We start from the raw sequence: 14,015 nt of genomic DNA, 5'->3' as shown, positions 1-14,015 counted from the left end.
ACTCCTCAGTCCGGAATGACGGCGATCACGTCGATTTCCATCAGCCACTGCGGCTGACCCAGGGCCGAGACCACCAGGCCCGTGGAGATCGGAAAGACACCTTTGAGCCAGCGGCCAACCACGTGATAGACCGGCTCGCGATAACGCGGATCGATGATGTAGGTGGTGGTCTTGACGATGTGCGACAAGTCACTGCCCGCCTCCTCCAGCAACTGCTTGACGTTTTTCATGGCCTGCTCGGCCTGCGCCGCAGGGTCGCCCAGGCCGACCAGGTTGCCGTCGAAATCGGTGCCCACCTGACCGCGCACGTACACGGTATTGCCGGCGCGCACCGCCTGGCACAAATCATTGTCCAGGCTCTGATTGGGGTAGGTGTCCTTGGTGTTGAACATGCGAATGCGGGTATGGGTGACCATGAACGAAGCTCCTTGGCGTGCGCGTCGTAGTGAGGCGACACAGTGATGATCAAGCGTTGGCGCGCAACGGCGCGGGTGTCCGGGCAGCGGTCCGGGACTCGTCATAGGCGCGGTACTTGCGCTGCGTGGCGATCTGATCGGCGACATGCTTGGCGTCATGCCAGACGCCCCAGATAAAGGCCGACCCGCGCCGCGACAGCCAAGGCAGGCCGACGAAGTAGACGCCCTGCTCGCTGCTCACACCGCGCTGATGGCGTGGCTTGCCGTTGGCGTGGAAGGCGTCGACCTGCAGCCAGCTGTAGTCCTGCGAATAGCCGGTGGCCCAGATGATCGTGGACACCCCCGCCTCGGTCAGGTCCAGCGCTTGCAGGGGTTGGGCAATGCACGCCGCGTCGGCCACGCGTTCGCGGGCAGTCGGCTCCAGGGGCAGGTCCAGGCCGTTGCGCTCGGCGTAGGCGTCGGCAGCATCGAGCAGCGCCAGGTAGTTCTCGTCGCCTCGGTCCAGATTGTCGTTCAGATCCTGGGCGAAGCTGACCTTGCCGTCGGCAAAGCGCTCGGTCAGACCCACCAGCACCATGCCCGCCTGAGCCAGTCGCCGGAAGTCCACGGTGTGCCCGCCGCGGGCACCGCTGACGGCGATGGTGACGTGCTCCCGACCCGCCTGCACCGTTTCACTGTCCCACAGCCCGAGTACCCCCAGCCACCAGCAGAAGTCGCGCCCACGGTAGGCGCGCGGCGGCCGATCGTGGGGACCCACCGAGAGGTAGACCTTACGCCCGGCACGCAGCAGCTCCTCGGCGATCTGCACCCCGGAGGAACCGGCACCGACCACCAGCACCGCGCCTGCGGGCAATTGTTCAGGATTGAAATAGTGCGCCGAGTGAATCTGGTGGAGGGTCGAATCCGTGGGCGCGATGGCCGGGATCACCGGCTTCTGAAACGGCCCGGTGGCCGATACCAGGTGGTTGACGCAATAGGTGCCGTCACTGGTTTCCACGGTGAAGCCGGCGCGGCCGACATTGCGCGTGACACGCCTGACCTCGACCCCGGTCTTGATCGGCGCGTCGAACTTGCGGGCATAGGCCTCGAAATAGTCGGCCACCTGCTCCTTGCCGGCAAAGCCATCGGGGTCCATATCGAATTCAAGGCCAGGAAACCGATCGTGCCAGGCCGGGCCGTTGGCCACCAGCGAGTCCCAGCGGCCGGAGCGCCAGGCTTCGGCGATGCGATGCCGCTCTAGCACCAAGTGAGGGATACCCAGACGGCTCAGGTGCTCGCTCATGGCCACGCCGGCCTGGCCGGCGCCTACGACCAGGGTGTCTATTTCGGTGATCTGTTGGTTCATCTTGGCATCCTTCGACAGGCCGTCGGTGGCCAGTCGCTGTCTTCATGAAAATTCGAAAGCCGGGCGCACGGCGTCCTGCGGCACCCGCGAGGCTGTGTGCAAAGCTTCAATCATTCGGGCGCTCGGTTGCGCTCAGTCCACCAGCGAAGGGTCCGCCTGGATCATCAGGTGCTTCATTTCTTCGAAATGGCGCTGGGAAAAATCGGTGATCTTCTCCCAGTCCCGTGCGGTCTTTTCCGCGACGTCATCGGCGAGCAGCTTGAGCGGCTGGCCGGTCGACCAGGCCGTCACCAGAATCTGGCAGGCTCGCTCCAAGGTCCAGATGTCATCGAAGGCTTCGCCCACCGTGGCGGCGGTGACGATGACGCCGTGGTTGCCCATCAGCAGCCGGCGCTTGTCCTGCAGCAGGTTGGCCAGGCGGGCACCCTCGGCACTGGTATCGGCCATGCCGCCGTAGAGTTCGTCCACCGCAACGCGGTTGAAATAACGCGCCGTGTTCTGGTCGACCGGCAGAATCCTGGGTTGCGCAAGGCAAGCTACGGCCGTGGTGTAGACCGGGTGCAGGTGCAGCACCACCCGGGCATCGGGCAGGCGCTGGTGAACCTGGCCGTGGATCGACCAGGCCGTGGCATCCACGTCCGGACGATGCGCGGCTTCGGTGTCGTCGGCATCGAGCAGCAACAGATCACTGGCCCGCAGCCGCGAGAAATGCACCCACTTGGGGTTGAGCAGGAACTGCTTGCCGTCGGCGCTGATGGCAGCGCTGAAATGGTTGGCGACCGCCTCGTGCATGCCCAGGTGGGCGATGATGCGGAACGTTGCGGCCAGGTCGATGCGCGTCTGTTCTTCGAAACTCAGGGCCATGCTCTGGGCACTCCATGGAAACGTACCCGCCAGGATCGACGGGTACTGTCGGCTGATGTCGAGGCGCGATATCAGGGCTTGGGCATCAAGGCCGCGATGTCATCGGCGGTCGGCGCCTGGAACTTGTACTTGTCCAGCAGCGCCGCGTATTCGGGGGTCTTGCTGTACTTCTCCAGGCCCTGGATCAGCGCGTTGCGGACCTCGTCATTGCCTTTCTTCACACCGAAGCCGTTGAGCACCGGGTAGATCAGGGTCTGCGAGGAAATCACCACGCGATCGCCCAGCTTGTCGACCACCCCGCGAGCGACCGCCGCGTCGGTGATCTGCGCTTCCACCGCGTGGGCGAGCATGGCCTGGGTGGTTTGCGGGTCGGTGCCGTACTCACTGATGGCGATCGGCTGCAGACCATTCTTCACACAATACTCGGCGGACAGCTTCTGCAACTGCTGCAACCAGGAGGTGGCGCCCATGGAGCCGATCTTGTGCCCGCAGAACTCTTCCGGCGTCTTGGGCTGATAGGCGCTGCCCTTGACCGCGAGGATCGACTCACCGCTTTTCAGGTAAGGGACCATGTCGATCACCTTCATGCGGTCGGCGGTGATGTACATCGACGAGTTGGTGATATCGAACCGTCCGGCCTGAAGCCCGCTGATCAGGTTGGGAAAGCGGGTGTCGATGTTTTCCGCAGTCATGCCCATGACCTTGGCGAGACCGTCGAGGAACTCGATATCGAAGCCGGCAGGCTTGTTCTTCTCCATGTACTCGTAGGGGAAGAACGTCATGTCGGACCCGGCGACGATCTTGCCGGGCTGCTGGAACGCCGAAGCGCTCAACGAACTGGCAGCCAGGATGGCGCCGAAAACGGCCATGGCGACGGGGCGGGCTTTCAGGCTTGGCAACTTCATGGGGTATTCCTCGCAGTCAATGGATTCAGGCTGTTGCCAGGTCGGTACCGGCCTGCTGGACGAAAAACGATGCACCCTTGGGTTTCTGGGGCAGACGCACATGGTTCTCGGTGCTGCGGATCAAGCCGCTTTCGCACCCGGCCACCAGGCGCCCGGCGTGCTCACTGGGCAGCGGGTTGTCGGCCAGTGGCAGAGCGTCCTCGGCGGCGTACACGCTGATGAACAGCGTCCGCGGATCTTCGGTGTGATTGGGGCTCGAGGCATGCAGCAGGCGGGTGTGCATGAAGCACACCGAGCCGGGCGGGCCGAAGCAGGCCACCGGCGCCTGGCAGTGTTCATCGACCACGGCATCGGCCACCGCGCCGGTGAAACGCTCGTTGTGCCAGTGCGACCACAGCGGACCTTTGTGGCTACCGGGTATCACCTTGAGCGGACCGTTCTGGGCGGTCACTTCGCTGACCATCAACAGCGCCGTTACCAGGTCGTCGTTGCTGTGCGGGGTGAAGAGGAAATCCTGATGCCATTTCACCTGGGTCGCGGTGTGCGGCAGCTTGGAGTTGATCTTGCTGTGATGGAAACGGGTGCCGCTCCCGCCGATCAACTGCCCGGCGATTTCGGCCATGCGCGATTCGAACGCCGTCTGGCGATACGCCGGCGAAATCTCGGTGGGCGACGCTACCCGGCGCAGGGAGGGATGGTCGGCACGGTGATCGCTTTCCACATCGAAACGTGCGCGACCATCCAGGGTTTCACCCCAGGCCTGAGCCTGGCTGCGGCTGTCCTGCACCCATTGATCGAAGTCATGCTGCAGCGCCGCCACTTCAGGCGCCGCCAGCACATCCTCGACCACCAGAAAGCCATCCTGGTGAAACTGGTCTATCTGCCATTGCTCGATCATGTTCTCTCCTCGCACCGGTAGGGTTGGCTTCAGGCCAACGAGACATCTTTCAGGAACGCTTCCACTCGCGGGTTGTGACCGCCACGCAGCGCCTGCGGGCTGTCGTCGCAAACCACTCGCCCCTTCTCCATGAAGACGATGCGATCGGAAACCTTGAAGGCAAAATTCATTTCGTGGGTCACGATGATCATGGTGATGCCCTCGCTGGCCAGGGCCTCGATCACCTGCAGCACCTCATTGACCTTCTCTGGATCGAGCGCCGAGGTGGGCTCATCGAACAGCATGATCTGCGGGCGCATCATCAATGCCCGGGCGATCGCCACGCGCTGCTGCTGGCCGCCGGACAACTGATGCGGGTATTTCCACGCGTGGTCGAGCATGCCGACCTTGTGCAGCAAGGTGTAGGCCTGCTGCTTGAGTTCGGCCAGGGGCGCCAGACGGTGATAACGCGGCGCCATCAGCAGGTTGTTCAGCACAGTCATGTGCGGGAACAGATTGAAGCTCTGGAACACCATGCCGATGTTCATGCGGTGCTCGGCGTGCTCCACATAGCGCGGCGGTTGCGCGCCCTGCCGGTTCAGGTGAATGAACGGCTTGCCGTTGATCTTGATGTCGCCGTTGTCGATCTGCTCCAGGCCATTGAGCAGGCGAATCAGCGTGGTCTTGCCCGACCCCGAAGGACCGATCACCGACACCACCTCGCCCGGCTCGATCTGCAGGCTCACCGCGCCCAGCACTTCGACGTCGTTATAGGCCTTGTGCAGCTTGGTCGCCTGCAACGCAGGACCGGTGGCGGCGCTATCGGGTCGCGTCACCGCGGCGCGGTGTTCGGTGGCCAGGCGCAGCACTTCGGCATCCGGCTGACGCGCGGCCTTGGTCTGGGTCACGTCCAGATAACGCTCCAGGCGTTTGAGCAGGAAATCGAACACGGTCACGATCAGCACGTAGAAGAACGCCACCCCTGCCATGGTTTCCATGACCAGAAAGTTCTGCGAATACAGGCGCTGACCCACCATGAGGATCTCGGTCAGCGAGATCACCGACACCAGCGAGCTGAGCTTGACGATGGAAATGAATTCGTTGGTGAGCGACGGCAGGGCCACCCGCAAGGCCTGGGGGATGACGATCCGCCACTGGGTGCCGGCAAAACGCAGACCCAATGCCCGCGCAGCCTCGCTTTGCCCCTTGGCGATGGACAGCAGCCCGCCACGATGGATCTCCGCAACGTAGGCGGTTTCACTCAACACCAGCGCGATCAGTCCGGCCCAGAACGGGTTGGCCAGCACGGCCGAAGTGGACGGCATCGCCTGTGGCAGGTTGTAGACGAATATCAGCAGGACCAGCAGCGGCAGGCTGCGAAACAGCCAGATGTAACCGCGCGCCGGCAAGTTGAGCAATGGACGGGAAGATTGCTTCGCCAGCGCCAGCACGAAGCCAAGCACAATACTGACGACCCAGGTCAATACACTGAGTTGAATCACGGTCCAGGCCGCCATCCAGAACTCGGTATCGCCGAGCAGACCAAACATGTATTTCCAATCAAACGTCATCGTCGGCTCGCTTGGCAAGGTCAAGGGTGATGGGTGACTTCCTGTCGACTATGAACTTCGAACGTTGCCCGTTCTGCCCGTCTTGAACCCATCATGATTGATGCCAGGTTTTGCCGAAATTAGTAAATTCGGGCCCCTTGCATAGGAAAAACCTAAGCAGAAGTTGCTAAGGCGAACTTCGCACTCCCTGTGTCTACTTGGTTAGATGCAAAGCTTGAGAACAACTGCACGGTTTTAGCGCAGCCTGTTTCCGGTCTCACTGCAGACGAGACTTTTTGGTGCGAAATGGGTTTTGCGCCTTGATTCATTGGGTGTGCCGGAATGCCGCACTTGAGAAGCTCGCTTGCAGGGCGTTGCTATTGCTGGGCGTAAAGTGTGATCAGGGTTCCGACAGCCCCTGTAGTTGGGGGGGGCCCAAGCACTGGCATGGTCTTCGCAGGCATAGGTAAAACCTATTCAGGCGGCGCAGGGCTGCACGGCGCTGCCGAGGAGCTGAACTTGATGCACTTCACCCTTCGGCAACTCAAATACTTCGTCGCGGCCGTCGAACAGGACAGCATTGCCGAAGCCTCCCGACAGTTGCATATATCCCAGCCGTCCATCTCCGTCGCGATCAAGAATCTCGAAGAAGCCTTCAATCAACCCTTGTTCGTCCGCCATCATGCCCAAGGTGTTTCACTCACGGCCGGAGGCGGCAGGATCTATGAAAAGGCCAAGGAGTTATTAAGGCTGTCCCAGGAATTGGAACAGGATTCGCGCGTCGAGAATGGCAATGTTTCGGGCACCATTGCCATTGGCTGTTTCGAATCGGCCGCGCCGTTGTACATGCCCAAGTTGGTGGCCGGATTCAAGAGCCTGTACCCGGAAGTTGCCATTCAACTCTATGACGGTGAACAGCACGAACTGATGCACGGCCTGCACCGTGGTCGCTTCGACCTGGCCTTTCTCTACGACCTGGAACTGGGCAACACCATCCACAAACAGGCCCTCAACGCGCCCCACAAGCCCTATGCCCTGCTACCGCTCGGCCATCCTCTGGCGCAACGAACCTCGGTCACTTTGCAGGCCCTGAGCGAGGAGCCGATGATCCTGCTCGATGCCGTTCCCAGCCGCAGTTACTTCATGGATATCTTCACCGAGAAAGGCTATGCCCCGGTCGTTGCCTACAGCTCCCCCTCCATCGAAATGGTTCGCTGCATGGTAGGGCAAGGATTGGGATTTTCGGTGTTGGTCACGCGGCCATGCAGCCATATGACCTATGACGGCAAGCTGCTGGCGCATCTGGAGATCGAAGACGACATGCCGGCCTCAACGCTGGTGATGGCGCACCTGCGCAACAACCAGCCGAGTCGGGCGACTCGGCTGTTCATGGAGTATTGCCGGAGTGTGGAGCTAACGCCGCCGGGACCGGCGGCGCGTATGAGCGAGGAGGAACCTGGAGCTTATTGCCCGGCCTGATTCTCACCAAGGATCAATTGACCCTGCTTGTTCACCGGGATCTGCGAGCCGGGGTCACGGTCCATGCGCACTTGTCCGACCTTGCCGTCGAGCTGGTACTTCACGTTGTAGCCCACGACCTTGTCGCTGATGTCGTTGACCGTGTTGCAGCGGGTCTGAGTCGTGGTGTAGGTGTCACGACCCTGCATGCCCTCCTGGACCTTGTTGCCGGCGTATCCACCGCCGACAGCACCGGCCACGGTGGCGATCTTCTTGCCGTTGCCACCACCGACCTGATTGCCGAGCAAGCCGCCCGCCACTGCGCCCAATACACTGCCCACGATCTGATGCTGATCCTGCACCGGCCTCTGCCGAGTCACGGTGACGTCCTTGCACACTTCGCGCGGCGTCTTGATCTGCTGTTTGATCGGCTCTGCGGCCAAGACGTCGGCGTACTCGGGGCCTTTGTTCACGAGGCTGTAGGTTGCAACGGCGCCTCCGGCGGTAACACCGACAGCACCCAGCACTGCACCAATCAGCAACGACTTATTCACTTTGAACCTCCTGACTACGGTCATGGCGCCAGGCCACGTTTCCCAGCCTTGGAGCATGAAAAAAGGCGCGAGTTCAATACTCGCGCCTTTCAGGCCTTGCCGCAGTTGACGTGGAACGTCTTATGGACGGTCGTCGACCTGGTCCTTGGCCACGGGAGGAATCAGATCCTCGCTGCTCAGGTTCAGCCAGATCAGTACCACGTTGGCGATGTAGATCGACGAGTAGGTACCGGCCATGACGCCGATGAACAGTGCCAGCGAGAAGCCCCACAGGTTGTCGCCACCGAAGAACATCAGGGCGGCGATGGCCAGCAGGGTCGACACCGAGGTCGCCACGGTACGCAGCAGCGTCTGGGTCGTGGAAACGTTGATGTTCTCGATCAGGGACGCCTTGCGCATCACCCGGAAGTTCTCGCGAACCCGGTCGAATACCACGATGGTGTCGTTGAGCGAGTAGCCGATGATGGCCAGTACCGCCGCCAGCACTGTCAGGTCGAAGGTGATCTGGAAGAACGACAACAGGCCCACGGTGACGATCACGTCGTGAATCAGCGACAGGATGGCGCCGACCGCGAATTTCCACTGGAAACGGAACGCCAGGTAGACGAGTACGCCGCCAAGCGCCAGCAGCATGCCGAGGCCGCCCTGGTCGCGCAGTTCTTCGCCCACCTGCGGGCCGACGAACTCGACGCGCTTGACCGTGGCCGGGTTGTCGCCACCGACCGTTTGCAGCGCCGCCGCGACCTGGTTGCCCAGTTGCGGGTCTTCACCCGGCATGCGCACCAGCAGGTCGGTGGTCGCACCGAAGTTCTGCACCACGGCGTCGTGATAGCCGGCTTTCACCAGCTCGTCACGGACCAGGCCCAGGTCGGCCGGTTTCTCGTAGGTCAGCTCGATGAGCGTACCGCCGGTGAAGTCCAGCCCGTAGTTCATGCCCTTGTGGAACATGCTGAACAGCGCCAGCACGGTAAGGAGCACGGTGATGGCGAACGCAATATTGCGCACGCCCATGAAGTTGATGGTACGTAACATGGCAGCCCCTTAAATCCACAACTTCTTGAAGTCCCGACCGCCGTAGATCAGGTTGACCATTGCGCGGGTCACCATGATGGCCGTGAACATCGAGGTAAAGATCCCGAGGGACATGGTAACGGCGAAGCCCTTCACCGGGCCGGTGCCCATGGCAAAGAGAATCCCGCCGACCAGCAGCGTCGTCAGGTTGGCGTCGATGATCGCGGTGTAGGCGCGGTCGAAACCTTCGTGAATGGCGCGCTGGATGCTCATGCCATTGGCGATCTCTTCACGTATGCGCGAGAAGATCAGCACGTTGGCGTCCACCGCCATGCCCATCGTCAATACGATACCGGCGATACCCGGCAACGTCAGGGTCGCGCCCAGCAACGACATCAGCGCCAGCAGCATGACCATGTTCAAGGCCAGTGCCACGGTGGCGATCACACCGAAGAAGCGATAGATGGCGATGATGAACAGCGAGACGAACAGCATGCCCCACAGCGACGCATCGATACCCTTGGTGATGTTGTCGGCGCCCAGGCTCGGCCCGATGGTGCGTTCTTCGGCGAAGTACATCGGTGCGGCCAGGCCACCGGCGCGCAGCAGCAGGGCCAGTTCGGAGGATTCACCCTGGCCGTTGAGGCCGGTGATGCGGAACTGGCTGCCCAGCGGCGACTGGATGGTCGCCAGGCTGATGATCTTCTTCTCTTCGGTGAAGGTCTGTACCGCGACGTCCTTCTCCACGCCATTGACCGTTTGCTTGACGTAGCGGGTGGTCGGGCGCTGTTCGATGAAGATCACCGCCATGCTGCGGCCGACGTTGCTGCGCGTGGCGCGGCTCATCAGGTCGCCGCCGTGGCCATCGAGCTTGATGTTCACCTGTGGCTGGCCATGTTCGTCGAAGCTGGCCTGGGCGTCGGTGACCTGGTCACCGGTGATGATCAGGCCACGCTCGACGGCCGCCGGAGCACGGTTGCCCTCGCGGAATTCGAAGGTCTCGGTGGTGGCCTTGGAATCGTCCGGGCCTGCGCCGAGGCGGAATTCCAGGTTGGCGGTCTTGCCCAGGATACGCTTGGCTTCGGCGGTGTCCTGCACGCCCGGCAGCTCGACCACGATGCGGTTGGCACCCTGACGCTGTACCAGCGGCTCGGCCACACCCAGTTCGTTGACCCGGTTACGCACCGTGGTCAGGTTCTGCTTGATCGAGTATTCGCGGATTTCCGCAACCTTGGCCTGAGTCATGGACAGGCGCAACACCGACAACTCGTTGCGCTCGCTGGCGGTCAGGTCGAAATCGGTGAAATTCTTGCGGATCAAAGCCTGGGCCTGGTCACGGGTCGCGGTGTCGTTGAAGCCCAGCTGGATGGCACCATCCTGCTGCGGCAGGCTGCGATAGCGCACACGTTCCTTGCGCAGCAGCGTCTTGACTTCGCCTTCGTAGACTTTCATGCGGGCGTCGAGCGCCTTGTCCATGTCCACTTCGAGCAGGAAGTGCACACCACCGGACAGGTCGAGGCCCAGCTTCATCGGGCTGGCGCCCAGGCTGCGCAACCACGGCGGCGTGGTAGGGGCCAGGTTCAGGGCCACCACGTAGTCGTCGCCCAGCGCCTTGCGCACGACATCCTTGGCCGGCAGCTGGTCTTCGGCCTTGGTCAGGCGCAGCAGACCGCCCTTGCCGTTTTCGGCCAGGCTTGCGGATTTGACCTGGATGCCGGCGGCGTTGAGCGCCGTGCCGACGCGATCCAGATCGGCCTGATTGACCTGCAGCGCAGTGCTCGCGCCGCTGACCTGGATGGCCGCGTCATCAGGATAGAGATTAGGTGCGGAATAGATAAAACCGATCGCCAGCACCGCCAGGATCAGTACATATTTCCACAGAGGGTATTTGTTCAGCATCACGCCGCCCGTTCAAGACGCGGGGCGCCTTGCGCGCCCCGACATGGGTAAAAGTCTGCAGCTTAGATCGCTTTGAGCGTGCCTTTGGGCAGGGTCGCGGCGATGGCGCCCTTCTGGATTTTCAGCTCGACGGTGTCGGACACTTCGATGACCACGAAGTCGTCGGTGACCTTGTTGATCTTGCCGGCAATGCCGCCGTTGGTAACCACTTCGTCACCTTTCTGCAGGTTGCCCAGCAGGTTTTTCTGTTCCTTGGCACGCTTGGCCTGCGGGCGCCAGATCATCATGTAGAAGATGACCAGGAAACCGACCAGGAAAATCCACTCGAAGCCAGTGCCGGCAGGGCCAGCAGCCGGTGCAGCGGCGTCCGCGAAAGCGGCGGGGATCAAAAAGCTCATTCAACGCTCCAGTTACTTAGAAGTTATTGACTTGAAAGTCTTTATAAAACGGTCAGTCCAAGGGCGGCACAGGCAGCCCGCGCTTGGCATAGAAGGCATCGACAAAGGCGGCCAATGTACCCTGTTGAATAGCCTCGCGCAAACCAGCCATCAGGCGCTGGTAATGACGCAAATTGTGGATGGTATTCAACATGCTACCCAGCATTTCCCCGCACTTGTCCAGGTGGTGCAGATAAGCGCGCGAGAAGTTGCGGCAGGTGTAGCAATCGCAGGTAGGGTCCAGCGGCGAATCATCGTGGCGATGGAACGCATTGCGGATCTTCAGCACGCCGGTATCGATGAACAGATGCCCATTGCGCGCGTTGCGCGTCGGCATCACGCAGTCGAACATGTCGACGCCGCGGCGCACACCCTCGACCAAGTCTTCGGGTTTGCCTACCCCCATAAGGTAACGAGGTTTGTCAGCGGGCATCTGGCCCGGCAGGTAGTCGAGCACCTTGATCATTTCGTGCTTGGGCTCGCCCACCGACAGGCCGCCGATGGCCAGGCCATCGAAGCCGATCTTGTCCAGGCCTTCGAGCGAACGCATGCGCAGGTTCTCGTGCATGCCGCCCTGAACGATGCCGAACAACGCCGCCGTGCTGTCAGCGTGGGCATCCTTGGAACGTTGCGCCCAGCGCAGCGACAGCTCCATGGACGTGCGCGCGGTCTGCTCGTCGGCGGGATAAGGCGTGCATTCGTCGAAGATCATCACGACGTCCGAGCCCAGGTCACGCTGCACCTGCATCGATTCCTCGGGACCCATGAAGACCTTGGAGCCGTCCACCGGGGAGGCGAAGTACACGCCCTCCTCCTTGATCTTGCGCATGGCGCCGAGGCTGAATACCTGGAAGCCACCGGAGTCGGTCAGAATCGGCCCTTTCCACTGCATGAAATCGTGCAGGTCGCCGTGCGCCTTGATCACCTCGGTGCCCGGACGCAGCCACAGGTGAAAGGTGTTGCCCAGGATCATCTGTGCGCCAATCGCCTCGATGTCGCGCGGCAACATGCCCTTGACCGTGCCATAGGTGCCCACCGGCATGAACGCCGGGGTTTCCACCACGCCACGGGGAAAGGTGAGGCGGCCACGACGGGCCTTGCCATCGGTGGCCAGCAACTCGAACGACATACGACAGGTGCGACTCATGCTTGATCCCCTGGCGCGGCTTCGCTGGGACCGCGAGGCGCCGGATTGCGGGTGATGAACATGGCATCACCGTAACTGAAGAAGCGGTACTCGTTGGCCACCGCCGCCGCATAGGCCGCCATGGCTTCGGGATAACCCGCGAACGCCGAGACCAGCATCAACAGCGTGGACTCGGGCAAATGAAAGTTGGTTACCAGGGCATCGACCACATGAAACGGCCGCCCTGGAAAGATGAAGATGTCGGTGTCGCCACTGAACGGTTTCAATACACCATCGCGGGCGGCGCTTTCCAGCGAACGCACGCTGGTGGTACCTACCGCTACCACCCGGCCACCGCGGGCCTTGCACGCCTGCACCGCATCGACCACGTCCTGGCTGACCTCCAGCCACTCTTTATGCATATGGTGATCTTCGAGCTTCTCGACCCGCACCGGCTGGAAGGTGCCCGCGCCTACATGCAATGTGACGAAGGCAGTTTCAACGCCCATCGCTTCGATCTGCGCCAGCAGCGCCTCGTCGAAGTGCAGACCCGCCGTCGGCGCCGCCACCGCGCCGGCCTTCTCGGCGTACACGGTCTGGTAGCGCTCGCGGTCGGCGGTGTCGTCGGGCCGGTCGATGTAGGGCGGCAACGGCATGTGGCCAACCTTGTCGAGCAGCGGCAGCACCTCTTCGTTGAAGCGCAGCTCGAACAGCGCATCGTGCCGCGCGACCATCTCGGCCTCGCCACCACCGTCGATCAGGATCATCGAGCCGGGCTTGGGCGACTTGCTGGAACGCACATGGGCCAGCACGCGGTGGCTGTCCAGCACGCGCTCCACCAGAATTTCCAGCTTGCCCCCCGACGCCTTCTGGCCAAACACCCGCGCCGGAATCACCCGGGTGTTGTTGAACACCATCAGGTCGCCCGGCCGCAGAAAGCCCGGCAGATCGGTGAATTGACGATGATCCAGCGCACCGGACGGCCCATCGAGGACCAACAGGCGGCTGCCATGGCGCTCGGCCAGCGGATGGCGAGCGATCAGGGAATCAGGAAGCTCGAAAGAGAAATCGGCGACGCGCATGATAGGGTTCGGCTGTATAGGGCTGAAAATTCTAGCAAAAATCTTCAAAATTGACCATGAAAGCTGATTGACCAGTGGTCGAGTCGTCTCTATACTTCGCCGCCTGTAAGCCCTGATGGCGGAATTGGTAGACGCGGCGGATTCAAAATCCGTTTTCGAAAGGAGTGGGAGTTCGAGTCTCCCTCGGGGCACCAAATCAGAAAAAAGACCTTCGCGAAGGTCTTTTTTTTCGCCTGCGATTCGGCATCCTTCCTGTGCAGAAACGGCCGCTGACCATGAACAAGCCAGCGCTGCCGACGCCGTATCCGTTCACCGCCACCTATTCAGTGGTACCCAGGCATTCGATATATGGCTCAAGGGGCACCGTGTCTTTCGCAGCCTTGGCGACCTCTGCAGCAAAATCGACTGTTGCCCCCACCTTCTCATGAACTGTGCCTCCCGCCGCTGACCTGATGCGCCTACCCTTGGAATCAACTCAAAGGAGCAGTCGT

General features: G+C 61.8%; 13 protein-coding genes and 1 tRNA gene. 2 read left to right on the top strand and 12 right to left on the bottom strand.

Going from position 1 to position 14,015, the window contains the following annotated elements:
* Positions 1-5: 5 nt before the first annotated feature.
* The 6 genes from BLV18_RS03645 to BLV18_RS03620 form a co-directional block, all read right to left on the bottom strand.
* Positions 6-416, bottom strand: a complete 411-nt coding sequence (locus BLV18_RS03645; protein WP_049861888.1) for a RidA family protein — start codon at positions 414-416, stop codon at positions 6-8.
* Positions 417-465: 49 nt separating this feature from the next.
* Positions 466-1,761 (bottom strand): flavin-containing monooxygenase, encoded by a 1,296-nt coding sequence (locus BLV18_RS03640; RefSeq protein ID WP_090356412.1) that lies wholly within the window; start codon positions 1,759-1,761, stop codon positions 466-468.
* 132 nt (positions 1,762-1,893) lie between these two features.
* Positions 1,894-2,625 (bottom strand): class II aldolase and adducin N-terminal domain-containing protein, encoded by a 732-nt coding sequence (locus BLV18_RS03635; RefSeq protein ID WP_090356410.1) that lies wholly within the window; start codon positions 2,623-2,625, stop codon positions 1,894-1,896.
* A gap of 71 nt (positions 2,626-2,696) precedes the next feature.
* Positions 2,697-3,530 (bottom strand): transporter substrate-binding domain-containing protein, encoded by an 834-nt coding sequence (locus BLV18_RS03630; protein WP_049861884.1) that lies wholly within the window; start codon positions 3,528-3,530, stop codon positions 2,697-2,699.
* Between the two features lie 25 nt (positions 3,531-3,555).
* On the bottom strand, positions 3,556-4,428 hold the full coding sequence (locus BLV18_RS03625; RefSeq protein ID WP_090356408.1) for a phytanoyl-CoA dioxygenase family protein: 873 nt from the start codon (positions 4,426-4,428) through the stop codon (positions 3,556-3,558).
* 29 nt (positions 4,429-4,457) lie between these two features.
* Entirely contained in the window at positions 4,458-5,978 is a 1,521-nt protein-coding gene (locus tag BLV18_RS03620) for an amino acid ABC transporter permease/ATP-binding protein (RefSeq protein WP_090356406.1), read from the bottom strand.
* A gap of 498 nt (positions 5,979-6,476) precedes the next feature.
* On the opposite strand from BLV18_RS03620, the gene BLV18_RS03615 reads away from it, so the two are divergent.
* Positions 6,477-7,436 carry a LysR family transcriptional regulator gene (locus tag BLV18_RS03615; RefSeq protein ID WP_090361991.1) on the top strand — a complete coding sequence of 320 codons (960 nt, stop codon included), beginning with the start codon at positions 6,477-6,479 and terminating at the stop codon, positions 7,434-7,436.
* Here BLV18_RS03615 and BLV18_RS03610 read toward each other — a convergent pair.
* The 6 genes from BLV18_RS03610 to queA form a co-directional block, all read right to left on the bottom strand.
* A complete protein-coding gene (locus BLV18_RS03610; RefSeq protein ID WP_090356404.1) occupies positions 7,421-7,969 on the bottom strand; it encodes a glycine zipper 2TM domain-containing protein in 549 nt (182 codons plus the stop codon). The two genes, BLV18_RS03615 and BLV18_RS03610, sit on opposite strands and share 16 nt — an antisense overlap.
* 120 nt (positions 7,970-8,089) lie before the next feature.
* A complete protein-coding gene (secF, locus tag BLV18_RS03605; RefSeq protein ID WP_043186504.1) occupies positions 8,090-9,001 on the bottom strand; it encodes a protein translocase subunit SecF in 912 nt (303 codons plus the stop codon).
* A gap of 9 nt (positions 9,002-9,010) precedes the next feature.
* The gene (gene secD, locus BLV18_RS03600; RefSeq protein WP_049861880.1) at positions 9,011-10,879 is read right to left on the bottom strand and encodes a protein translocase subunit SecD; all 1,869 of its coding nucleotides are present in this window, start codon (positions 10,877-10,879) and stop codon (positions 9,011-9,013) included.
* Positions 10,880-10,941: 62 nt separating this feature from the next.
* A complete protein-coding gene (gene yajC, locus BLV18_RS03595; protein ID WP_043186500.1) occupies positions 10,942-11,277 on the bottom strand; it encodes a preprotein translocase subunit YajC in 336 nt (111 codons plus the stop codon).
* 52 nt (positions 11,278-11,329) lie between these two features.
* Entirely contained in the window at positions 11,330-12,445 is a 1,116-nt protein-coding gene (gene tgt, locus BLV18_RS03590) for a tRNA guanosine(34) transglycosylase Tgt (RefSeq protein ID WP_161804304.1), read from the bottom strand.
* A gap of 14 nt (positions 12,446-12,459) precedes the next feature.
* Positions 12,460-13,524 (bottom strand): tRNA preQ1(34) S-adenosylmethionine ribosyltransferase-isomerase QueA, encoded by a 1,065-nt coding sequence (gene queA, locus BLV18_RS03585; RefSeq protein ID WP_090356402.1) that lies wholly within the window; start codon positions 13,522-13,524, stop codon positions 12,460-12,462.
* A gap of 109 nt (positions 13,525-13,633) precedes the next feature.
* Here queA and BLV18_RS03580 point away from each other — a divergent pair.
* A tRNA-Leu gene (locus BLV18_RS03580) sits at positions 13,634-13,718 on the top strand.
* The last annotated feature ends 297 nt before the right edge of the window (positions 13,719-14,015 follow it).

Source organism: Pseudomonas coleopterorum (assembly GCF_900105555.1).
Lineage (GTDB): Bacteria > Pseudomonadota > Gammaproteobacteria > Pseudomonadales > Pseudomonadaceae > Aquipseudomonas > Aquipseudomonas coleopterorum.
This window is presented reverse-complemented; position numbering and strand designations above follow the sequence as displayed.

What these genes read in the sequence shown, in the direction of transcription:
- BLV18_RS03645 (WP_049861888.1), bottom strand. Translation starts at nt 416, where the DNA reads ATGGTCACCCATACCCGCATTCGCATGTTCAACACCAAGGACACCTAC.
- BLV18_RS03640 (WP_090356412.1), bottom strand. Translation starts at nt 1,761, where the DNA reads ATGAACCAACAGATCACCGAAATAGACACCCTGGTCGTAGGCGCCGGC.
- BLV18_RS03635 (WP_090356410.1), bottom strand. Translation starts at nt 2,625, where the DNA reads ATGGCCCTGAGTTTCGAAGAACAGACGCGCATCGACCTGGCCGCAACG.
- BLV18_RS03630 (WP_049861884.1), bottom strand. Translation starts at nt 3,530, where the DNA reads ATGAAGTTGCCAAGCCTGAAAGCCCGCCCCGTCGCCATGGCCGTTTTC.
- BLV18_RS03625 (WP_090356408.1), bottom strand. Translation starts at nt 4,428, where the DNA reads ATGATCGAGCAATGGCAGATAGACCAGTTTCACCAGGATGGCTTTCTG.
- BLV18_RS03620 (WP_090356406.1), bottom strand. Translation starts at nt 5,978, where the DNA reads ATGACGTTTGATTGGAAATACATGTTTGGTCTGCTCGGCGATACCGAG.
- secF (WP_043186504.1), bottom strand. Translation starts at nt 9,001, where the DNA reads ATGTTACGTACCATCAACTTCATGGGCGTGCGCAATATTGCGTTCGCC.
- secD (WP_049861880.1), bottom strand. Translation starts at nt 10,879, where the DNA reads ATGCTGAACAAATACCCTCTGTGGAAATATGTACTGATCCTGGCGGTG.
- yajC (WP_043186500.1), bottom strand. Translation starts at nt 11,277, where the DNA reads ATGAGCTTTTTGATCCCCGCCGCTTTCGCGGACGCCGCTGCACCGGCT.
- tgt (WP_161804304.1), bottom strand. Translation starts at nt 12,445, where the DNA reads ATGTCGTTCGAGTTGCTGGCCACCGATGGCAAGGCCCGTCGTGGCCGC.
- queA (WP_090356402.1), bottom strand. Translation starts at nt 13,524, where the DNA reads ATGCGCGTCGCCGATTTCTCTTTCGAGCTTCCTGATTCCCTGATCGCT.